Source organism: Pseudolysinimonas sp. (genome assembly GCF_051954455.1).
Taxonomy (GTDB): domain Bacteria; phylum Actinomycetota; class Actinomycetes; order Actinomycetales; family Microbacteriaceae; genus Pseudolysinimonas.
In genome coordinates, this window is sequence record NZ_JBQCHS010000014.1 from 76815 (window position 1) to 96603 (window position 19789).

Sequence of the window (19789 nt, forward strand, 5' to 3'; positions counted from 1 at the left end):
TCTAGTCCACCGTGACGTAGTCGGGGCCGCTGTAATGGCCGGTTGTGATCTTCTGACGCTGCAGGAGCACGTCGTTGAGGAGGCTCGAGGCGCCGAAGCGGAACAGGTGCGGCTGCAGCCACTCCTCCCCCGCGGTCTCGGCCACCGTGACCAGGTACTTGATCGCATCCTTGGAGGCCCGGATGCCGCCGGCCGGCTTGACGCCGACCCGCTCGCCCGTGAGCCGGTGCCAGTCGCGCACGACCTCGAGCATGAGCAGCGTGACGGGCAGGGTCGCCGCGGGCGCCACCTTGCCGGTCGAGGTCTTGATGAAGTCGCCGCCGGCGAGGATCGCGAGCCAGCTGGCGCGACGGACGTTGTCGTAGGTGGTGAGCTCGCCGGTCTCGAGGATGACCTTGAGGCTCGCGGAGCTGCCGTCGTCGCGGCGGCAGGCCTCCTTCACGGCCACGATCTGCTCGAACACGGTGCCGTACCGCCCCGCGAGGAACGCGCCGCGGTCGATGACCATGTCGATCTCGTCGGCCCCGTTCGCGACGGCGTCTCGGGTGTCCGCCAGCTTCACCGCGAGCGACGCCCGACCGCTCGGGAACGCGGTGGCGACGGCCGCGACCGAGATCCCGCCCTCGTCCGGGTCGCCGTGCGCTCCGCCGAGCGCGGCGACGGCCGCCGGGACCATGTCGCCGTACGCGCAGACCGCCGCCACCTTCGGCGTCGACGGGTCGGAGGGGTCGGGGTTCAGCCCCTTCGCGACGAGCGAGCGCACCTTGCCGGGGGTGTCGGCCCCCTCGAGCGTCGTGAGGTCGGTGAGCGCGATGATCTTGTCGAGCGCCCACCGCTTCGACGCGGTCTTGATGGACCGCGTGCCGAGCGCCGCCGCGCGGGCCTCGAGCCCCACCGCGTCCACCCCGCTGAGACCCTCCAGGTGGAGCCGGAGGCTGCGCTCGGTCAGGTCACCGCCCAGCACCCTCACGGCCCGTTCGGCCGGCGGGAGCATCTGCTGCATGGTCATGCGTCCTCCAGGAGCGCTCGTGCCGTGGCGTCGTCGGTGACGAGCACGGTGCAGAGCCCGCTCGTCACCACCGTCCGCGCGATGTCGTGCTTCGCCCGCCCCGCCACGACCAGGATCGCCGTCTCGGCGGCGCGCAGCCGGTCCAGTCCCAGCCCCACCGTCCGCTCATCGAGCGCGGGGTCGACGATGTTGCCGTCGGCGTCGACGAAGCGCCCGAGCACGTCGCCGACCGCGCCCTTGCGCACGAGCTCGGCGATGTCGTCCGGGGTCAGGTAGCCGCTCTCGACGAGGGCGGAATCCCGCACCGCCGCTCCGGCGGTGAGGAGGTACGCGGATGCCGAGGCCGCCCGAGCGAGGGCGTCCGCGACGACCCGGTCCGCCACGATCGCCTGCTTCGTCTCGAGCCGTTCGAGGATCGCGGGGCTCGGCAGGAGGACGGCCTCCCCGTCGGCCTTCGCCGCGATGGTCGATGCGGTGGGCGCCGCCGTCCCGGGCCGGCGGTTAAGCGTGACGCCGCCGTTGACCTGCACGACCTCGACGCCGCGGGCCCAGTGGCGCACCAGCCGATCGGCGACCGCCGCGAGCGTGCGGCCCCAGCTCACGCCGAGGGTGCGCGGGGCGGGACGGAGGGCGGCGAGGTGATCCGCGGCGGCCTGGGCGACGCGGGTCAGCAGCTCCCTCTCGTCGTCGGGAGCGGGCACGACCACCGCGTCCTTCAGGCCGAACCGCTCCTGCAGCTCCCGCTCGACCCCGAGCCGGCGTGCGCGCGGGTGGACGATCTCGATGCGCACGATGCCCTGCTCCCGCGCGTCCGCGAGCAGTCGCCCGACCTTCCAGCGCGAGAGTTCGAGGAGCACACCGACCTCGTCCTGGGTCTTGCCCTCGTCGTAGTAGAGCTCCGCCGCGCGCACGGCCAGCAGCTCGTCCTCCTCCAGCATCGCCGCCAGGCTACGCCGGGACCAGCGGATGCGCGAGTCTCTGCTCAGATGAGCAGCCGATGCGTCCCCCGCGCTCAGCCCGCAGGGCGGAGGGCCGACGCCGCCCCGGCCCAATCGACGGGGTGCCCGCGCAGCAGGTCCTCCAGTCGATCGAGGAGCTCGTCGGGCGCACCGATCTCGCCGACGACCCGCAGCCGGGTCGACCGGTCGCGGGTGCCTCCCTCCACCTCCTCCGCATGGAACGCCAGGTCGCCCACGCCGTCGATGCGCACGCGCAGGAGCTCCGGATCCCGTCGATCGAGCACGATCACCGCGGGGCCGCCGTCGACGAGTCGCAGCTCGGGGTCGAACCAGCCCTCGACCAGGACCGGATCGACGAGCGCGTCCCAGACGATCGCCCGTGGCAGATCGATGAGGCGCTCGACGGTCCGGGGCTGCACAGGATCACGCTACGCGCGCCGGCCGACGTCGCCTCGCAACGAGGCCGTTCGCATCCACGCCGTGTCATGGCATCGTCGAAGCATGAAACTGGCGATCGTCGGCGGCGGCTCGACCTACACCCCGGAGCTCGTGGACGGGTTCTCCCGGCTGCGCGACGAGCTGCCGATCGAGGAGCTCTGGCTCGTCGACCGCGACGAGGGGCGGCTCCGCCTCGTCGGCGGCTTCGCGCAGCGGATGTTCGAGGCGGCGGGGCACCCCGGTCGCATCGTGCCGACCACGGACCTCGTCGCGGGGGTGAGCGACGCCGACGCCGTGCTCATCCAGCTCCGCGTCGGCGGGCAGGACGCTCGCCACGGCGACGAGACCTGGCCGCACGAGGTCGGCTGCGTCGGGCAGGAGACGACGGGTCCGGGCGGCTTCGCGAAGGCGCTCCGCACCGTGCCCGTCGTGCTCGACATCGCCGAGACGGTGCGCCGCCACGCCAAGCCGGGCGCCTGGATCATCGACTTCACCAATCCCGTCGGCATCGTGACCCGGGCGCTGCTGCAGGCCGGTCACCGTGCCGTCGGGCTCTGCAACGTGGCCATCGGGTTCCAGCGCCGCTTCGCGGGGCTCCTCGGCGTCGCACCCGACGAGGTACGACTCGGGCACGTCGGCCTCAACCACCTGACGTGGGAGCGCTCCGTCACCGTCGGCGGCCGCGACGTGCTGCCCGAGTGGCTCGAGACCCGCCTCGACGAACTGGCCGACGAGGTGGAGCTGCCCGCGGGCGTGCTCCGGATGCTCGGCACCGTGCCGTCGTACTACCTGCGCTACTACTACGCCCACGACGAGGTGCTGCGGGAGCAGCTGCACGCCCCGACGCGCGCGGAGGCGGTGCGCGCGGTCGAGCGCGAGCTGCTGGCGATCTACGCCGACCCGGCGGAGCACGAGAAGCCCGCCGCGCTCGCGAGCCGCGGCGGCGCCTTCTACTCGGAGGCGGCGATCGAGCTCATGGCGTCGCTGCGGTCGGAGACGGGCGACGTCCGCGTGGTCAACGTGCGCAACGACGGCGCGCTGCCGTTCCTGCCGGATGACCACGCGATCGAGGTGCCCGCGCACGTGTCGGCCGCGGGCATCGAGGTGCTGCCGATCGCGCCCCTGCCGGACGACATCCGCGGGCTCGTCTCCGCGGTCGCCGGCTACGAGCGGCTCGCGCTCGACGCGGCCGTGCACGGGGGCCGGGAGCGGGTGCTGCGGGCCATGCAGGCGCACCCCCTCGTGTTGCAGTATGAGCGCGCGGAGCGGCTGACCGATCTCCTCGTCGCGCACAATCGGGAGCACCTGCCGTGGGCGGTCTGATCGTCGCGGTCGACGGGGGCGGCTCGAAGACCGACGTCGTCGCGCTGCGGCCGGACGGCTCGGTCGCGGGAGCGGCGCGCGGCCTCGCGACGAACCCGCAGGTCGAGACGCTGCCGGTGGCGGTGTCGCGCATCGACGCCCTCGTCGAGGAGGCGACCGGCGGCGCGGACGTCGCCTACGCGAGCGTGTACCTCGCCGGCCTCGACCTCGCCGTCGAGATCGAGAGGTTCACGGCGGCGATCGCGCCGCTCCGCTGGACGCGGGCCGGACTCGCCGTCGACAACGACCTCTTCGCGCTGCTGCGCACCGGTACGCGGTCCGCGGACGCGGTGGCCGTGGTGTGCGGCACCGGCATCAACGCGGTCGGCGTCCGCGCCGACGGCGGGACCGCCCGCTTCCCCGCGCTCGGCACGATCACGGGCGACTGGGGCGGCGGCAGCGGGGTCATGCTCGCGGCGCTCTGGCACGCGGCACGGGCGGAGGACGGCCGCGGACCGGCCACGACGCTCGCGGCGGCGCTGCCCTCGGAGCTCGGCTTGCCGAGCGTCCAGGCGATCGGCGAGGCGATCCTCCTCGGCGACCTGCCGGTCGCGGCGCTCACGCCGCTCACCCCGGCGCTGTTCCGGGCGGCGCAGGCCGGAGACGGGATCGCGGGGCGGCTGCTCGACCGGCAGGCCGAGGAGATCGCGACGATGGCACGGGTCTGCGCCGCACGTCTCGAGCTCCCGAGCGCAGGCCTGCCGGTCGTCCTCGGCGGGGGGCTCATCCGCTCGGGCGAACGGCGGCTGCTCGACCCCCTGCTGGTGCGGCTGGAGGAGGCTCTGCCGGGCGCGGAGCCGATCGTGGTGGAGGAGCACCCGATCGTCGGCGCGGGCCTCGGCGCCCTCGCGGCGGCCGGCGGGGATGCGGCCTCCCTGGACCGCGCCCGTACGGCCCTCGCCGCCCGCGAGGCGCAGGCGGTCTGACGGACTACGGGCCGACCTCGTCCTCGACGAACCGGGGCCGGTGGAGGACGATCGCGGCCGGGACGAGCGGCAGGAGCGCGACCAGCAGCAGGATGAGCGACGCGGTCCACGACCCCGTCGCCGCGTGCAGGACGCCGACCAGCAGCGGGGTGAGAGCGCCGGCGACGTATCCGACGGCCTGCATGAAGCCGCTGAGCGCGACCGAGCCGGCGTGCGAGCGGGAGCGGACGCCGACGAGCGCCAGGCTGTAGGGGAAGAACGCCGCACCGAGCGCGATGAACGCCACCCAGAGCCAGGGCGCCGCGATCGGTGCGACCAGGAGGCCCGTGAACCCCGCGGCGTTGAGCGCGATCGTCGCGATCGCCGGCCCGACGGAGCTGCGCAGCCGGGCGGCGAGAGGCGGCATGACGATCGACAGCGGGATGCCGGCCAGGCTGAACAGCGCGACGAGGGCGGCCGCGGTCGCCTCGTCGACGTGCGCCACATCGGCGAGCAGCGCCGGGAAGGTGCCGAACACGGTGTAGGCGGCCGCCACGGTGGTGGAGAAGCCCGCGGCCATGGCCCACGCAGTCGGCGAGCGCCAGATGCCGCCGGCGAGCGGAGCCTCCGACGCGCCGCCGGAGCCCGGGCTCCGATCGCGGGCGTCGCTCCCCCGGCCACGGGCGAGCTCGACGATCCACGGCACGGCCGCCACGGCGGCGACGAGCGCCCACGACCCGAGCGACGCCTGCCAGCCGACGGCGAGCGCCACCGGGACGGCGACGAGCGGCACGACGGTCGCCCCGATCGTCTGCACGGTGACGTACCCGCTCGTGACGGGCCCGATCCGGTCGGGGAAGAAGCGGCGCACGAGCGGCGGCAGGAGCACGTTGCCGACGCCGATGCCGAGGAACGCGAGCGCCGACGCGACCACGATGACCGGGGCGCTCGGCACGACGGCGCGGAGCAGCTGCCCGATCACCATGAGCGCCACGCCGGAGAGGAGGGTGCGCTCCATCCCGAACCGCGCGCTCATCCGCGGGGTCAGCGCCCCGGCGAGAGCGAATGCGAGGGGCGGGGCCGCGCTCAGGACCCCGATCACCGCGGAGCCGAGCGGCACGTCGTGCGAGATCTGTTCGGCGATCGGCGAGAGCGCCACGACCGCGGCACGGAGGTTGAGCGCGACGAGCAGGATCCCCACGAGGGCGACGAGGCGCCCCCGCCAGGCGGAGGACGAGGTCATCCGAGCTGCAGGAGCGCGCGGATCGTGGCGTCGTCCTCCCGCAGCGCGACCATGAGCTCGTCGATGCCGTCGAACTTGCGCATCGGGCGCACGAACCGCACGAACCGGAGCTCGATCGTCGCGCCGTAGAGGTCGATGTCCTGGTCGAAGAGATGCGCCTCGACCTGATGCTCCGGTACGCCCTCGAAGGTCGGGTTGTTGCCGATCGAGACGGCGGCGGCGTAGGCGGTGCCGTCGACGACCGCCCAGCAGGCGTAGACGCCGTCCGCCGGCACGAGACCCTCGAGCCGGGCCGGGTCGAGGTTGGCGGTCGGGTACCCGAGCTTGCGGCCCATCTGGGCCCCGCGGACGACGACCGAACGCACCGACGGCGGGCGACCGAGCAGCAGGGCGGCGCCGGCGACGTCGCCCGACGCGACGAGATCGCGGATCCGGGTGGACGAGATCCGCCCGGTCTCCCCGTCCGCGCGGACGTCGTCGATGAGGACGACCGAGAAGCCGAGCTCGACGCCGAGCGCGCGCAGCAGCTCCACGTCGCCCGCGCCGCCCGCACCGAACCGGAAGTCGGATCCGCACAGCACCGTCTGGGCGTGGAGGGCGTCGACGAGCACCTCGCGCACGAACGCCTCCGCGCTCTGCCGGCTGCGCTCGGCGTCGAAGGCGAGCACGAGCGTCGCGTCGACCCCGGCCTCCGCGAGCAGCTCGGTCTTCTGCGCCGTGCTGACGACGGCGGGCGGGCAGAGCTCCGGGCGGATGACGCTGAGCGGATTGCGGTCGAAGGTGACGACCGTCGCGGTCAGGCCGCGCTCGTCGGCCAGCTCCCGCAGTTGCGCGAGCACCCCGCGATGGCCGAGGTGCACGCCGTCGAACTTGCCGACCGTGACCGCCGCGGGTCCGAATCCGGCGGGCACGCTCGCGGGCCCGTCGAAGACCCGCATCTCAGTGGCCCGCCCCGCTGCGACTGCGCGCCAGCCACACGAGCCCGAGGATCGGCAGCACGAGCGGGATGAACAGGTAGCCGGCGCCGTAGGTGCTCCACACGGTCGCGGTCGTGCCGAACGGCGCATTCGAGTGCGCGCCGAGGAGGTCGGGCGCGAGCATCGTGATCGTGCCGATGACCAGCACGCCGAGCAGCTCGAACGAGATCGTGATCCAGGCGAGCGTCCGCAGGCGCGCGGCGAGGGCCACGGTCACGACGACGTAGACGATCCCGGCCAGCAGCGACAGCAGGAAGGCGACCGGAGCCTGCTCGAAGCGGTCGGCGATCTGGAAGATCGACCGGCCGAGGGCCGCGAGCGCGAGGATCGCGTAGACCGCGACGAGCACCCGGCCGATCCCCGAGAGGCGACGGTGCGGCGCCGCGACGGCGGCATCCTTCTCGGTCACGACGGGCACCCGATCAGCCTATCCGCCGGGCCGCTACGCGACCTGGAGCACCCAGATCTGGTACATGCGGAACACCATGACGGCGATCGCGAACCCGGCGATCCCGAGCACGACGTTGCTCCAGCGCGAGCGCTCGAGCAGCCCCCAGACGATCGCGAGCGGCGGGATGAGGAGCGCGGTCACGAGGTACACGTAGAACTCGAGCACACTCCCCTTGCTCGGGTTGCCGGCAGCGGGGGCCACCAGCGCGATGACCAGCTGGGCGATGAGCAGCAGCTCGACGACGATCATCGAGCCGAGGGTGACGTCGGAGGGCTTCCGGCCGATCAGGCCGAGCACGACGCAGATCACGGCCGCGAGCGCGGCGACGACGACCTGGACGATCGTGAAGGCGAAGATCACCCTCCGACCGTATCCGCCGCCGGGCGCGGGAAGTTGACGACCACCCGGGCGACCCCGCCGGCGACCTCCACAAGCCCGGTGAGGCGCCCGTCGTGGAGCGCGGCGACGATCGGCGCATCGGGCGCCGGCACGGCGACCCGCTTGCCGTCGCCGAGCCGCGCGGCCTGGTCGTCGTCGAGCGCGACGGTCGGGAAGAGCGCGGACGCGACGGCGGCGGGATCGCGCAGATCCGCGGGCGAGATCGCCGCGGACGGCACGGCGTCGGCCACGTCGAACGGGCCGATCGCGGTGCGTCGGAGCGCGGTGAGATGCCCGCCGACGCCGAGCCCGGCTCCGAGGTCGCGGGCGAGCGCGCGGATGTAGGTGCCCGAGCTGCCGTCGACGATCACGTCGAGGTCGACGACGCCGCTCCCCTCGTCTCGACGCTCGGCGACCACCTCGAAGCGCGAGATCGTCACGCGTCGCGCCGCGAGCTCCACCTGCTCCCCCGCTCGCACGCGGGCGTAGGCGCGCCGGCCGTCGACCTTGATCGCGCTCACCGCCGACGGCACCTGGTCGATCTCGCCGGTGAGGGCGCGGATGCCGTCGTCGACCGCCGCGCGGGTCACCGCCGAGGCGTCGGTGCGCGCGATCGTCTCGCCCTCGGCGTCGTCGGTGGTCGTCGATTCGCCGAGCCGGATGGTCGCCTCGTAGGTCTTGCCGAGCCCCACGACGTAGGTGAGGAGCCGCGTCGCGGTGCCGACGCCGAGCACGAGCAGGCCGGTCGCCATGGGATCGAGCGTGCCGGCGTGTCCGACCTTGCGCGTGCCGAGGGCACGGCGGGCGGCGCCGACGACCCCGTGGCTGGTGATGCCGGCGGGCTTGTCGACGAGGAGCACGCCCGCGGCGGTCGTCCCGCCGTGACCCGCGCCGCTCACGCCCGCTGCTGCTTCTCGAGATCGACGATCATGAGCGCCTTGCTCGGCGCGCAGGTCTCGATCAGGTCGCGCGCGGCGGGATCGCTGTCGTACTCGCTCGCCATGCCGATCGCGACCAGGGTGTTGAGCATCATGCCGTGCGAGAGGAACTGGTCGGCCTCGTCCGCGCCGAAGCCGGCCTCCTCCCGCAGCAGCCCGTAGACCTGCAGGAACCCGGCACGCGCCGCCGGTCCGATCACGGGATCGGCGCCCAGCATGAACGCCTGCATGAGGCTGAGCAGGAGGCCCCGGTCGCGCAGCAGGTCGGCGTAGGCGGCGCCGAGCCGACCGGCGAGATCGGGGGCGGACGTCCCGTGCCCGGCGATGACCGCGCGGAACGCGCCGAGCAGCCGGTCCAGCGCGCGGTGGAGCACCTCGAGGAAGAGGTTCTCCTTCGTCCCGAACATCCGCACGACGTACGGCTGGCTGACGCCCGCGGCCTTCGCCACGGCGTCGGTCGTCGCGCCCACGTACCCCCGCGCCCCGAAGACCTCGGTGGCCGCCTCGAGGATCGACGCGCGCCGCTCGGCGGCGGGCATGCGGGTCGCGGTCTCCGGGGTGACGGTCACGGTTGACAGGTTATCAGCCGATAACTATCGTCACTCGTAATCATCCGATTACAACAATCTGGAGCTTCCGCGATGACCGTTCCCGTCCCCTCCGCGCGGCGCGTGCCGTTCGCGCTCGCGATCCTCGCCACCGGCATCCCCATGTTCATGGCGACGCTCGACAACCTCGTCATGACCAACGCCCTCCCGGTGCTGAGCAAGGACCTCGGCGCGTCGCTCGAGCAGCTGCAGTGGTTCGTCAACGCCTACACGCTCGTGTTCGCGAGCCTCATCCTCATGGCCGTCGCGCTCGGCGACCGCCTCGGGCGCCGCACGGTCTTCGTGGTCGGCATCGCGATCTTCTCGATCGCCTCCGCCTTCGCCGCGCTCTCCTCCGACCCGGCGCAGCTCATCGTGGCCCGCGCCGTGCAGGGCCTCGGCGGCGCGGCGATCATGCCGCTCTCGCTCTCCCTCCTGACCGGCTCCGTCGAGCCGCGCCGCCGCCCGCTCGCGATCGGCATCTGGGGCGGTCTCGCCGGCGTGGGCGTCGCCGTCGGGCCGCTCATCGGCGGGGCCGTCCTCGAGGGATGGAACTGGCAGGGCATCTTCTGGATCAACGTGCCCGTCGGCCTGGTCGCGATCCCGGTGATCCTCGCGACGCTGCCGAATGCGTTCGGCAGGCGGGTGCGGCTCGACATCCCGGGCGTGCTGCTCGCGGGCCTCGGCGTGCTCGGCGTCGTCTTCGGGATCGTGCGCGGCAACGACGCGGGCTGGAGCTCGTTCGAGGTGCTCGGCTCGCTCATCGCGGGCGGCGTGCTCCTCGCGGCGTTCATCGGGTGGGAGCTGCGGACCACGTCGCCGCTCCTGCCGCTGCGCCTGTTCCGCGACCGCAGCTTCACCCTCGCGAACGTGGTCGGGTTCGGCTTCAGCTTCGGGATGTTCGGGGCGATCTTCATCCTCATCCAGTACCTGCAGATCGTCGGCGGGAGCACGCCGCTCCAGGCCGCGGTGCAGACCACGCCCTGGACCCTCGCCCCGATGGTGGTCGCGCCGCTCGCCGGGATGGTCGCCGGCCGCGTCGGCACGCGCGTCCTCATCGTGGTGGGCCTCGCCCTGCAGGGCGGCGCCCTCGCCTGGATCGGCGCGACCATGACGCAGACCGCGGACTACGGGCTGATGCTCCCCGCGTTCATCGCGGCCGGCGTCGGCATGGGTCTCGTGTTCGCCCCGTCGTCGACGGCGGTGCTCGCCAACATCACCGCCGACGACATCGCGAAGGCGAGCGGCACCAACTCGACCATGCGCGAGATCGGCACGGCGCTCGGCACGGCCGTGCTGACCGCGGTGTTCACGGGAGCCGGCGGGCAGCTGACCCCGACCGGGTACGTGGACGCGGCGCACCCCGCGATCTTCGTGGGCGCGGCCGTCGTGCTCGCCACCGCGATCCTCGCGCTCCTCCTCCCCCACGGCCGGCTCGCACGCACTGCGCCCGCGACGCCCGCCGCCGCGACCGCCCACGAACCCGTCGCCGCCTGACCGCTCGCGGGCCTCGACGGAGCGCTTAGGCTCGGGCGGTGCGGATCTCGATCATCGGCAGCGGCGCGGTCGGCGGCACTCTCGCGGCGCTCCTGCACCGGGCCGGTCACGAGGTCGCGGTGACGGCCCGCGGCGAGAACCTGCGCGCGATCCGCGAGCACGGCATCCGCCTCGACGGCGGGTTCGGCGAGACCGTGGCCCGGGTCGCCGCCGACCGGCACCTGACCGCGACTCCCGAGCTCGCGATCCTCGCGACCAAGGCGCAGGACGCCGAAGCCGCGCTGCGCCCGGAGCTCGAGCACCTGGCCGGCGTCCCCCTCCTCGTGGTGCAGAACGGCCTCGGCGGGCTGGTGGTCGCGCGCCGGATCGCACCCGACTCCCCGCTGCTCGGCGGCCTCGCGCTCTTCGCCGCGTCGTACCTCGAGCCCGGGCACGTCACGATCACGGGGCCCAACCCGATGATCGTCGGCGCGGCGCCCGGCACCGACCGGGCGGTGCTCGACCGCGTCGCCGGCGTGCTGCGCGCGGCCATGCCGATCGAGGTCACCGACGACATCGAGGGCGCCCAGTGGACCAAGCTGCTCATCAACCACGTCAACGCGCTCCCGGCGATCACGGGCCGCAGCGTGCAGGAGGTCGTCGCCGAGCCGGCGCTCCTCCGCGTGATGACGGCGAGCATGCGGGAGACGGTGGGCGTCGCGCGGCGGGCCGGGGTGCGGTTCGCGCCCGTGCAGGGGGTGTCGGGGCGGATCCTGGAGCTCGTCGGCCTGCTGCCGCTCGGGCTCGGCGCGTTCTTCCCCCGCCTCCTCGCCCGGCGGATGGGGTCGGTGCCGAACCCGGGGTCGACGCTGCAGAGCATCCGGCGCGGGCAGCGCACCGAGATCGATTACCTTAACGGGGCCGTGGTCGCGGTGGCCGGTCGGCTCGGGATGCCGGCGCCGGTCAACGCCGGGATCGTGCGGCTCGTGCACGAGGTCGAGGAGAGCGGGCGCTTCCTGGCCGCCACGGACGTCGTGGCGCGGGTGCCGCTCCGCTAGATGCGACGGAGCGCGTCGAGATCCCGCGCGTCGAGCACGACGTCCGCCCCCGCGACGGGATCGACCTCGGCGCGATACAGCTCCTGAGCCCCGAGGTAGCGCCGGTTGTACGGGGATGCCGGATCGGGGTCGGTGCCGTCGCGGGTTCCGCTCCGGAGCAGCCCGACGTCCTCCGACGCGTCGAGCCAGACCACGAAATCCCACGCGTCGCGGAGCTCGGGTCGTTGGATGAGCACGCCGTCGACGACGAGGACCGCGTCGACGGGAGCGGACGTCCACTCGGTCGTGCGCGGAGCATCTCGCGCCTGATCGAATGCCGCGAGGACAAATCCCGCGCTTCCGCCCAGTCGGAACGGGTCGAGCAGAACCCGGCGAATCGTGCCGAGGTCGTACGCATCGCGGTAATAGCCCTCGGCCGAGTGACGGCCGCGGCGATACCGGATCGCGCGAGGATTCAGGAAGTCGTCGAGCGAGGCTCGGAAGGTGACCACGTCACGGGCGCGCAGGGCGATCGCGAGATGATCGGCGAAGGTCGTCTTGCCGGATCCGCTCATCCCGTCGATCGCCACCGTGCGCCGGCCCTGGACCCCGCTTGCGACGATGTCCGCGGCGATCTCCTCCAGCACCCGGCGTCGCGCCGCCGGCAGGCGCGCGAGCGCCAGGGCGGGCGGCTCGGCGGGCATCGCGATCACGGCGTCAGCCTAGGCTGATCCGGTGCACGAGCGATCGGCGGAGATCGGGCCGCTCGCGATCGGCGAGCGTATCGCCGACTGGTACGAGGCCGGGCACCGCGACCTGCCGTGGCGGCGCGACGGGTTCGGGGCGTGGGGCATCCTCGTCAGCGAGTTCATGCTGCAGCAGACACCGGTCGCCCGAGTGGTGCCGAAGCTGGAGGCGTGGCTCGCGCGCTGGCCGACCGCAGCCGCGCTCGCGGCGGAACCGTCGGGCGAGGCGGTCCGCGCCTGGGACCGGCTCGGCTATCCGCGCCGCGCGCTCGCCCTGCACGGCGCCGCGGTCGCGATCACCGCCGAGCACGGCGGGGTCGTGCCGGCCGACGTCGACGCGCTGCTCGCGCTCCCGGGCGTCGGGCCGTACACGGCGCGCGCCGTCGCGGCCTTCGCCTACGGCGTCCGCGTGCCGGTGGTCGACGTGAACACGCGACGGGTGCTGGCGCGCTCGGTCCTCGGGCAGGGGGACGCCGGGCCCGCGAACGCGCGGCGCGACCACGAGCTCATGGAGGCGATCCTGCCGACCCTCCCCGCGCGCGCCCGTCAGGTGAACGCCGGGGCGATGGAGCTCGGCCAGACCGTCTGCGTCGCGCGCTCGCCCCGCTGCGACGTGTGCCCGCTGCGCACCGCGTGCGCCTGGCTGGTGGCGGGCTCACCGTCCTACGACGGACCGACCGCGCCCCGCCAGAAGCGCTACGAGGGATCGGACCGCCAGGCGCGCGGGCGGATCCTGCGCGAGCTGCGCGGCAGCGAGATCCCGGTGCCCGCCGACGCCGTCGCGGCGCTGTGGCCCGACGTCGAGCAGCGCGAGCGCGCCCTCGCCGGGCTCCTCCGCGACGGGCTCGTCGTCGGCGATCCGAGCACCGGCTACACGCTGCCGGAGTAGTCACCGGGGTGGCGTAGGGTCCGGAACGTGCCGTCCCCGATCCTGTCCGTGCCGTCCGCCGCCGCCGATCTGGCCGGGATCCTCGCCGCGATCCCGCGGCAGGCGGGGGTCGTCGCCGACGTCCCGCCCGACGTGCTCGCCGAGGCCGAGCGGGTCGCACAGAACCCGCCCCTCCCCGACGCGGACATGACCGACGTCGAGTTCGCGACGATGGATCCGGCGGGCTCGATGGACCTCGACCAAGCGTTCTTCCTCGCCCGCGACGGCAGCGGCTACACCTTCTTCTACGCCATCGCCGACATCGCCGCGTTCGTCGCCCCGGGCGGTCCGATGGACCTCGAGTCGCACCGGCGGGCCGAGACGATCTACGCGGCCGGGCACCGCATCCCGCTGTATCCGACCGTGCTGAGCGAGGGGGCCGCGTCGCTCCTGCCGGACCAGCTGCGCGGGGCCTTCGTCTGGCGCTTCGCGCTCGACCACGCCGGCGAGGTCACCGAGCGGACCGTCTCGCGCGCCCGCGTGCGCAGCCGGCGACGCCTCGACTACGTCGGGGTCGCGCAGCAGCTCGCCGACGGCACGGCCGACGAGATGCTCCAGCTCGTGCGCGAGGTCGGCCGACTGCGCCTGGCGCTCGAGAAGCAGCGCGGCGGCGCGAGCCTGCAGGCACCGGAGACGGTGGTGGAGCAGGTCGCCGGGCGCTACGAACTGCAGCGCCGCGCGGTCCAGCCGCTCGAGAACTGGAACGCCGAGCTGTCGCTGCTCACCGGTATGGAGGCCGCCCGGATCATGATCGACGGCAAGGTCGGGATCCTCCGCACGATGCCGGCCGCCGACGCGGAGGCGCTCGCCACGTTCCGCCGTCAGACCGAGGCGCTCGGGCGCCCCTGGCCGGAGGGGAAGGCCTATGGCGCCTACCTCGACGACGTCGACGGATCCGCGCCCGGCGACCTCGCGATCCTGCACGCCGCGACGCGGCTGTTCCGCGGTGCGGGCTACACCGCCTTCGACGGGCAGGTCCCGCCCGACACGACCCAGTCCGCGATCGGGGCGCCCTACGCGCATGTCACCGCGCCCCTCCGTCGCCTCGTCGACCGGTACGGGCTGCTCGTCTGCGAGGCGCTCTGCGCGGGGCGGGAGCCGGCGGACTGGGTGCGCGCCGCGCTCCCGAAGCTGCCCCAGGAGATGGCGCACGGCGGCAACGTCTCGGGTCAGGTCGCGAGCCGGTCGCTCGAGGCGGTGGAGGCCGCCGTGCTCGCGCCCCGCGTGGGCGAGGTGTTCGACGCGACCGTCGTCTCGCAGACCGCGGACGGCTGCACGATCCAGCTGACCGATCCCGCCGTCACGGCGCGGTGCGCGGGCCACCCCGAGGCCGGGTCGCGCGTCCGGGTGCGGCTCGTCCGCGCTGACGTCGCGACGGCCGAGGTGGCGTTCGAGCTCGCCGCGTAGCGGGAGCCGTCACCCGAGGGCGGCCGCCCAGACCGCCCGGTGCGCGCCGACATAGGCGGTCGCCGCACTCCAATGCGCGCCGTGGCCGGCGCCGTGCATCGCGGCCCAGGGCTCGCGTCCGGATGCCGCCGCCTCGGCCAGGAGGTCGCGCATCGCCGCCGCGCGCGCCGCCATCGCGTCGGGCAGCGCGGCGCGCAGGGCCGTGTCGGCCCCGTATCCGTCGACAAACGCGCGCAGGCGGTCCGCTGCGGACGCCGGTTCCTCGCCCGGGTCGTTGAGTGCGAACGTCTGCGCCGCGTAGGCGAGGTCCCAGCCGCGCGAGCTCGGCCCCGCCCCGTCCCAGTCGACGAAGACCCACCGCTCCCCCACGACCAGGTTCCACGGACTGAGATCGTTGTGGCAGATCAGGTCGGGAGCGGGAGCCGGCAGCAGCACCTCCCAGGTGCCGTCGGCCGGGTCGTAGCCGGGCGACGCCTCGTGGACCGCCCGCACCATCCGGCCGACGCGCGCGAGCCCCGCCCGGTCGAGCCCGATCTCCATGGCGGACCGGCCCGGGATCCATTCGAGCACCTGCCGTCCGTAGCCGTCCCGACCGCGATGCCGGGGCACGTCGACACCCGCCGACCGCACCGTGTCCATGAAGGCGGCGACCCGTCCGGTGGTCGGGGTCCACGGCTTGCGCACGGTGTCGCCGACCCGGACCGCGCCCGAGGCGTTGCCCCCGGCCAGCGGGTGCTCCCCCGGTCGACCGATCATGCTCCGAGCGTAGGCATCCGAGGGGTGCGCCGAGTCGGCGGGTGCGCGAGGCTGACCGGATGAAGCTGCTGCTCACCTCCGGCGGTGTGACGAATCCCAGCATCGAGGCCGCCCTCGTCGCCCAGCTGGGCAGGCCGATCGCGGAGTGCTCGGCCCTCTGCGTCCCGACGGCGCAGTGGGGTCATCCCCTGTGCACGCCGGCGTCGGCGCGGCGCTTCGTGAGCGGGGGCGGGTCGTCGGGTTCGATGGTCGGATCGGGGTGGGCGTCCGTCGGGCTGCTGGAGCTCACCGCGCTCCCGACGATCGACCCCGACCGGTGGAGCCCCTGGGTGCGCGAGGCGGACGCGCTGCTGGTCGACGGCGGCGACGCGACCTACCTCGCCCACTGGATGCGCGCATCGGGCCTCGCGGCGCTGCTCCCCGAGCTCTCCGACACGGTGTGGGTGGGCGTCAGCGCGGGCAGCATGGTGCTGACGCCGCGCATCGGCGCGGACTTCGTGAGCTGGCCCGCTGCGCCGGACGACCGGACGCTCGGGCTGGTCGACTTCTCGATCTTCCCGCACCTCGACCATCCCGGATTCACCGAGAACACGCGCGCCGCAGCCGAGGAGTGGGCGCGCGGGATCGGCGGACCGGCCTACGCGATCGACGACGACTCCGCGATCGCCGTCGTCGACGGTGCCGTGGACGTCGTCTCCGAGGGGAGCTGGGCGCGGCTCGCCTGATCGCCCGACGGCGTCAGCGCACCATCCGGACGGCGCGGAGTGCGACGCCGTCGACGACGCCGTGCGCCTCGACCCCGCCGTCGCGCGCGAACCCGTTCCGGCGGTAGAACCCCTCGGCGCGGGGGTTGCCCTCGGCGACCCACAGGTACGCCGGCGCGTCGCCCAGCACCGCGTCCAGGAGGGCCTGGCCGAGCCCCGATCCGTGCGCCTCCCGCAGCAGGTAGATCGCCTCGAGCTCGCGATCGCGCGGCGGTCGGTCGCCCCGTCCCGCGCCGGCGCGCGCCCATCCGACGATGCGGCCGTCGCGCTCGGCGACCGAGGCGCCGCCCTCGGCGAGGAGCGCCCTCCACCTCGCCACGCGAGCTTCGTGGTCGCGGAAGCGCTCCTCGATCGCGTCGATCGGCACCAGGTGCGCGTACGTCTCGCGCCACGCGAGGTGATGCACCCGCACCACGGACTCGGCATCCGCCACCGTCGCCGCTCGCACCCGCTCCTCCACGTTCCGAGCGTAGGTCGGGGGCGTCGAGCACAATAGGCGGCATGCCCGAGCTGCCGGAGGTGCAGGCGCTCGCCGACGATCTCGGCGGTCGGCTGACCGGACGCGCCATCGACCGGGTGTCGGTGACCTTCTTCCCGGCGCTGAAGACGTTCGACCCGCCGCTCGACGCGCTCGCGGGGCGGACGATCGCGGGGGTGACGCGCCACGGCAAGTTCCTCGACCTCGCGACCGACGACGGACCGCACCTGGTGATCCATCTGGCGCGAGCCGGCTGGATCCGTTGGCGCGACACCGCGCCGAAGCCGAGCGGACGCCCCGGCTCCGGCCCGATCGCCGCGCGGCTCGTGCTCGACGACGGATCCGGCTTCGACGTCACCGAGGCCGGGACGAAGAAGAGCGTCGCGATCTCGGTCGTGGCCGACCCCGCCGACGTCCCCGGGATCGCGCGGCTCGGCCCGGACCCGCTCGACCCGGGCTTCACCGAGGACGCGTTCGCCGCGATCCTCGCCGAGCAGGGCCGCGCGCAGATCAAGGGCGTGCTCCGCAGCCAGGCGGTCATCGCGGGGATCGGCAACGCCTATTCGGACGAGATCCTGCACGCGGCGCGCATGTCGCCGTTCGCCCGCGCGGACATGCCGCGGGAGCAGGTGCACGTGCTCTACGACGCGCTGCAGACGACCCTGCGCACGGCGCTCGCGGACCGCGCGGGGGTTCCCGCCTCGGAACTCAAGTCGGAGAAGCGCAGCAACCTGCGCGTGCACGGACGCACCGGCGAACCGTGCCCGGTCTGCGGCGACACGATCCGGCAGGTGACCTACGCCGACTCGAACTTCCAGTACTGCCCGACCTGTCAGACGGGCGGCAAGCCGCTCGCCGACCGCGTGCTCTCGCGGCTTCTCAAGTAGTCGCGGCCTCGAGCCGGTCGACGACCGCGGCCAGAGTGTCGTCGTCGCCGACGTTGCCCGCGAACACGACGTAGGGCATGCCGGGGCGGCGGCCGTCGACGGCGCGCCACACCGACACGATGCCGGGAAGCATCGGCCCCTCGACCCAGGCGCGACGGAGTCCGAGGGCCTCGGTCGCGACGTCGGACGAGGTGATGCCGCCCTTCGCGACGAGGAACGCGGGGGCGGCACGATCGAGGACGCCGCGGACGACGTCGACGACGGCAGCGCTCACCGCCCGGGCGATGGCGAGGCTCGCCTCGCGATCGGCGCCCGTCCGCACGGTGCGGCTCGTCCGGAGCACGACCGTCCGCTCCGCGAGGCCGGCGACGGCGCGGTCGACGAGATCCGCCCGGTGCCCCGCGTCGTCCGCACGGGCGACGTCGAGCTCGAGCTCGAGGATCGGGCGAGAGCTCCGGAGCCCGTCGAGCTGGCGGGTGGTCAGGCCCACATGCGAGCCCACGACGACGAGGCCGTGGGCGGCCGCGTCCTCCCGGCGCCCTGCGCGGAGCACCGATGCCTCCACCGGCGCCGACGAATCCTGCCCGAGTCGGGCCCGCACGAACGACGGACCGGTGCGGTACAAGAACCGGGAGCCGTCCCGCTCCGCGCCGGCGACCGCGGCGGCGGCGACGCGGAGGTCGTCGTCGCGCTCGGCGTCGATCGCGACCACGGTCCCTTCGGACAGGCCAGCGAGCCGGGCTGCGATCTTCGCGAGGTCGTCGCGACGGAGGGACGCGAGGTCCAGCACCTGCACGGCGTCGGCGGGTACCGCGCCGCCGGTCTTCTCGGCGACCCAGTCCGGCAGCGTCGAGGAGGCGAAGCCGAAGGTCGCGTCCCGCGCGAACTCGGAGTCCGCCACGGGGATCGTGCGCCCGGCCCGGTCGACGACCCAGTGCACCCCGTCGACCGTGATGCGTCCCGCGTCGAGGTAGGCCGGCACGAGGAGCACGGCGTCGACGCGGTGTCCGCCCGCCTGCTCCTCGGCGCGCAGCACGTCGGTCTCGAGCGGGAAGTGCCCGCGGAGGGTGGAGTCGCCGCGGCTGGCGAAAACGATGTCGACGCCCTCCGCCTCGGCGGCCGCGCGGGCGGCGCGGGCGATCGCGCGCACGCGCTCCGCGGCGTCGGACGGGTCGAGGCTCCGGGTGTTGGTGAGCACGAAGAACCCTGGCCGACCCTGGCGGAGCGCCCAGCGCAGCTCCTCCTCGCCCCACCCGGTGAGCACCGGCACGTCGCGGACGGTCTGCGTGCCGGTCGGATCGTCGTCGAGGATGACGACCACGGGCGTGCCGGCGATGGCGGCCGCGGGGTCGGCGATGCGCTCCGGGAGTCCCGCGAGCGCGGGATCGACGAGCGCGTCGCGCGAGACGGCCGCCGGGCCCGTGGTCATCGCGGGGTCAGCGCCCGTCGGCCTCGAGGTCCTCGTTCTCCTCGAGGTCCTCGAGCTCGTCGTCGGCCTCGAGCTCGCGCGGCTTCACGTACGGATCGGCGTCGCCGGCGTACTGCGCGTTCGAGGCGAGGGCGGCGGCCTCGTTGTCGCGCTCGCGCGCGGCGATCAGCAGCGACTCGATGGCCGCGGCGTTCTCGGGGATCGCGTCAGGGATGAACTCGAGCGTCGGCGTCAGCCGCGTGTTGAGGTTGCGTCCGACCTCGGTGCGCAGCATCCCGGTGGCGGCCGTGAGGGCCGCGGCAGTGTCGGCACGCTCCTCGTCGGTGCCGTACACCGTGTAGAAAACCGAGGCGTGCTGCAGATCACCCGTCACGCGCACGTCCGTGATGGTGACGAACCCCATCCGCGGATCCCGCAGCCCCTTCTCGAGCCGCCGCGCAACGACCTCGCGAATCCGATCCGCGACCTTCGCCGCCCGATCCCCACTCGCCATGGTGTCTCCCTACTTGATTGAACGATCGCTCTGCGCGCGCTCAGCCGGTGGGGTCGGGATGCATTCCCGGGTTCCTGGCTGGGTCTGGCAGCGGCCGGCCGAAGGCCGGACGCCGGAGGGAAACCGGGAATGCATCCCGAC

At 74.1% G+C, this 19789-nt stretch carries 22 protein-coding genes; 8 read left to right on the top strand and 14 right to left on the bottom strand.

Annotated features, from left to right (window positions below):
* Position 1 precedes the first annotated feature (1 nt).
* The 3 genes from deoC to ACTHM3_RS06075 form a co-directional block, all read right to left on the bottom strand.
* Positions 2-1009 (bottom strand): deoxyribose-phosphate aldolase, encoded by a 1008-nt coding sequence (gene deoC, locus ACTHM3_RS06065; protein ID WP_440405209.1) that lies wholly within the window; start codon positions 1007-1009, stop codon positions 2-4.
* The gene (locus tag ACTHM3_RS06070; RefSeq protein WP_440405210.1) at positions 1006-1947 is read right to left on the bottom strand and encodes a sugar-binding transcriptional regulator; all 942 of its coding nucleotides are present in this window, start codon (positions 1945-1947) and stop codon (positions 1006-1008) included. Before ACTHM3_RS06070 ends, deoC begins: the two co-directional genes overlap by 4 nt.
* A gap of 74 nt (positions 1948-2021) precedes the next feature.
* Entirely contained in the window at positions 2022-2387 is a 366-nt protein-coding gene (locus ACTHM3_RS06075) for a hypothetical protein (protein ID WP_440405211.1), read from the bottom strand.
* Between the two features lie 82 nt (positions 2388-2469).
* Here ACTHM3_RS06075 and ACTHM3_RS06080 point away from each other — a divergent pair, with 82 nt between their 5' ends.
* Positions 2470-3729: a 6-phospho-beta-glucosidase gene (locus ACTHM3_RS06080; protein ID WP_440405212.1), complete on the top strand. Its 1260-nt coding sequence runs from the start codon at positions 2470-2472 to the stop codon at positions 3727-3729.
* On the top strand, positions 3717-4694 hold the full coding sequence (locus ACTHM3_RS06085; RefSeq protein WP_440405213.1) for an N-acetylglucosamine kinase: 978 nt from the start codon (positions 3717-3719) through the stop codon (positions 4692-4694). The genes ACTHM3_RS06080 and ACTHM3_RS06085 overlap by 13 nt, the downstream gene beginning before the upstream one ends.
* Before the next feature lie 4 nt (positions 4695-4698).
* On the opposite strand, the gene ACTHM3_RS06090 is transcribed toward ACTHM3_RS06085, so the two are convergent.
* Genes ACTHM3_RS06090 through ACTHM3_RS06115 form a run of 6 tightly spaced genes read right to left on the bottom strand, consistent with a single transcriptional unit; the run spans position 4699 to position 9229 of the window.
* Complete coding sequence (locus ACTHM3_RS06090; RefSeq protein WP_440405214.1) at positions 4699-5916, bottom strand: MFS transporter; 1218 nt, start codon at positions 5914-5916, stop codon at positions 4699-4701.
* Positions 5913-6854: a bifunctional riboflavin kinase/FAD synthetase gene (locus ACTHM3_RS06095; protein WP_440405215.1), complete on the bottom strand. Its 942-nt coding sequence runs from the start codon at positions 6852-6854 to the stop codon at positions 5913-5915. Before ACTHM3_RS06095 ends, ACTHM3_RS06090 begins: the two co-directional genes overlap by 4 nt.
* Position 6855: 1 nt before the next feature.
* Positions 6856-7311, bottom strand: a complete 456-nt coding sequence (locus ACTHM3_RS06100) for a hypothetical protein (RefSeq protein ID WP_440405216.1) — start codon at positions 7309-7311, stop codon at positions 6856-6858.
* Positions 7312-7335: 24 nt separating this feature from the next.
* Positions 7336-7704: a hypothetical protein gene (locus tag ACTHM3_RS06105; RefSeq protein ID WP_440405217.1), complete on the bottom strand. Its 369-nt coding sequence runs from the start codon at positions 7702-7704 to the stop codon at positions 7336-7338.
* The gene (truB, locus tag ACTHM3_RS06110) at positions 7701-8621 is read right to left on the bottom strand and encodes a tRNA pseudouridine(55) synthase TruB (RefSeq protein WP_440405218.1); all 921 of its coding nucleotides are present in this window, start codon (positions 8619-8621) and stop codon (positions 7701-7703) included. Before truB ends, ACTHM3_RS06105 begins: the two co-directional genes overlap by 4 nt.
* The gene (locus ACTHM3_RS06115) at positions 8618-9229 is read right to left on the bottom strand and encodes a TetR/AcrR family transcriptional regulator (protein WP_440405219.1); all 612 of its coding nucleotides are present in this window, start codon (positions 9227-9229) and stop codon (positions 8618-8620) included. The genes truB and ACTHM3_RS06115 overlap by 4 nt, the downstream gene beginning before the upstream one ends.
* 72 nt (positions 9230-9301) lie before the next feature.
* Between ACTHM3_RS06115 and ACTHM3_RS06120 the strand changes: the two genes are divergently transcribed.
* Both ACTHM3_RS06120 and ACTHM3_RS06125 read left to right on the top strand, forming a co-directional pair.
* Complete coding sequence (locus ACTHM3_RS06120; protein WP_440405220.1) at positions 9302-10744, top strand: DHA2 family efflux MFS transporter permease subunit; 1443 nt, start codon at positions 9302-9304, stop codon at positions 10742-10744.
* Between the two features lie 38 nt (positions 10745-10782).
* Positions 10783-11781: a ketopantoate reductase family protein gene (locus ACTHM3_RS06125; protein ID WP_440405221.1), complete on the top strand. Its 999-nt coding sequence runs from the start codon at positions 10783-10785 to the stop codon at positions 11779-11781.
* Here ACTHM3_RS06125 and ACTHM3_RS06130 read toward each other — a convergent pair.
* Positions 11778-12464, bottom strand: a complete 687-nt coding sequence (locus tag ACTHM3_RS06130) for a uridine kinase (protein ID WP_440405245.1) — start codon at positions 12462-12464, stop codon at positions 11778-11780. The two genes, ACTHM3_RS06125 and ACTHM3_RS06130, sit on opposite strands and share 4 nt — an antisense overlap.
* A 31-nt stretch (positions 12465-12495) precedes the next feature.
* On the opposite strand from ACTHM3_RS06130, the gene ACTHM3_RS06135 reads away from it, so the two are divergent.
* On the top strand, positions 12496-13395 hold the full coding sequence (locus ACTHM3_RS06135) for an A/G-specific adenine glycosylase (RefSeq protein WP_440405222.1): 900 nt from the start codon (positions 12496-12498) through the stop codon (positions 13393-13395).
* Positions 13396-13422: 27 nt separating this feature from the next.
* Positions 13423-14841 (top strand): RNB domain-containing ribonuclease, encoded by a 1419-nt coding sequence (locus ACTHM3_RS06140; protein ID WP_440405223.1) that lies wholly within the window; start codon positions 13423-13425, stop codon positions 14839-14841.
* A 9-nt stretch (positions 14842-14850) separates the two neighbouring features.
* Here ACTHM3_RS06140 and ACTHM3_RS06145 read toward each other — a convergent pair whose 3' ends face one another.
* On the bottom strand, positions 14851-15597 hold the full coding sequence (locus tag ACTHM3_RS06145) for a phosphotransferase (protein ID WP_440405224.1): 747 nt from the start codon (positions 15595-15597) through the stop codon (positions 14851-14853).
* A gap of 59 nt (positions 15598-15656) precedes the next feature.
* On the opposite strand from ACTHM3_RS06145, the gene ACTHM3_RS06150 reads away from it, so the two are divergent.
* Positions 15657-16322, top strand: a complete 666-nt coding sequence (locus tag ACTHM3_RS06150; protein ID WP_440405225.1) for a Type 1 glutamine amidotransferase-like domain-containing protein — start codon at positions 15657-15659, stop codon at positions 16320-16322.
* Between the two features lie 13 nt (positions 16323-16335).
* Here the strand turns inward: ACTHM3_RS06150 and ACTHM3_RS06155 are convergent, their stop codons facing one another.
* Positions 16336-16821, bottom strand: a complete 486-nt coding sequence (locus ACTHM3_RS06155; RefSeq protein ID WP_440405226.1) for an N-acetyltransferase family protein — start codon at positions 16819-16821, stop codon at positions 16336-16338.
* Positions 16822-16862: 41 nt separating this feature from the next.
* Between ACTHM3_RS06155 and ACTHM3_RS06160 the strand changes: the two genes are divergently transcribed.
* Positions 16863-17726, top strand: a complete 864-nt coding sequence (locus tag ACTHM3_RS06160; RefSeq protein WP_440405227.1) for an Fpg/Nei family DNA glycosylase — start codon at positions 16863-16865, stop codon at positions 17724-17726.
* On the opposite strand, the gene ACTHM3_RS06165 is transcribed toward ACTHM3_RS06160, so the two are convergent.
* Both ACTHM3_RS06165 and rbfA read right to left on the bottom strand, forming a co-directional pair.
* Positions 17719-19155 (bottom strand): four-carbon acid sugar kinase family protein, encoded by a 1437-nt coding sequence (locus tag ACTHM3_RS06165; RefSeq protein ID WP_440405228.1) that lies wholly within the window; start codon positions 19153-19155, stop codon positions 17719-17721. The genes ACTHM3_RS06160 and ACTHM3_RS06165 overlap by 8 nt on opposite strands.
* Before the next feature lie 7 nt (positions 19156-19162).
* Entirely contained in the window at positions 19163-19648 is a 486-nt protein-coding gene (gene rbfA, locus ACTHM3_RS06170; protein ID WP_440405229.1) for a 30S ribosome-binding factor RbfA, read from the bottom strand.
* Positions 19649-19789 lie beyond the last annotated feature (141 nt).

Excerpts from the sequence above, each read along its gene's own strand:
- rbfA (WP_440405229.1), bottom strand. The coding sequence starts at position 19,648 with ATGGCGAGTGGGGATCGGGCGGCGAAGGTCGCGGATCGGATTCGCGAG.
- ACTHM3_RS06090 (WP_440405214.1), bottom strand. The coding sequence starts at position 5,916 with ATGACCTCGTCCTCCGCCTGGCGGGGGCGCCTCGTCGCCCTCGTGGGG.
- ACTHM3_RS06160 (WP_440405227.1), top strand. The coding sequence starts at position 16,863 with ATGCCCGAGCTGCCGGAGGTGCAGGCGCTCGCCGACGATCTCGGCGGT.
- ACTHM3_RS06145 (WP_440405224.1), bottom strand. The coding sequence starts at position 15,597 with ATGATCGGTCGACCGGGGGAGCACCCGCTGGCCGGGGGCAACGCCTCG.
- ACTHM3_RS06080 (WP_440405212.1), top strand. The coding sequence starts at position 2,470 with ATGAAACTGGCGATCGTCGGCGGCGGCTCGACCTACACCCCGGAGCTC.
- ACTHM3_RS06165 (WP_440405228.1), bottom strand. The coding sequence starts at position 19,155 with ATGACCACGGGCCCGGCGGCCGTCTCGCGCGACGCGCTCGTCGATCCC.
- ACTHM3_RS06150 (WP_440405225.1), top strand. The coding sequence starts at position 15,657 with ATGAAGCTGCTGCTCACCTCCGGCGGTGTGACGAATCCCAGCATCGAG.
- deoC (WP_440405209.1), bottom strand. The coding sequence starts at position 1,009 with ATGACCATGCAGCAGATGCTCCCGCCGGCCGAACGGGCCGTGAGGGTG.
- ACTHM3_RS06130 (WP_440405245.1), bottom strand. The coding sequence starts at position 12,464 with ATGCCCGCCGAGCCGCCCGCCCTGGCGCTCGCGCGCCTGCCGGCGGCG.
- ACTHM3_RS06120 (WP_440405220.1), top strand. The coding sequence starts at position 9,302 with ATGACCGTTCCCGTCCCCTCCGCGCGGCGCGTGCCGTTCGCGCTCGCG.
- ACTHM3_RS06095 (WP_440405215.1), bottom strand. The coding sequence starts at position 6,854 with ATGCGGGTCTTCGACGGGCCCGCGAGCGTGCCCGCCGGATTCGGACCC.
- ACTHM3_RS06070 (WP_440405210.1), bottom strand. The coding sequence starts at position 1,947 with ATGCTGGAGGAGGACGAGCTGCTGGCCGTGCGCGCGGCGGAGCTCTAC.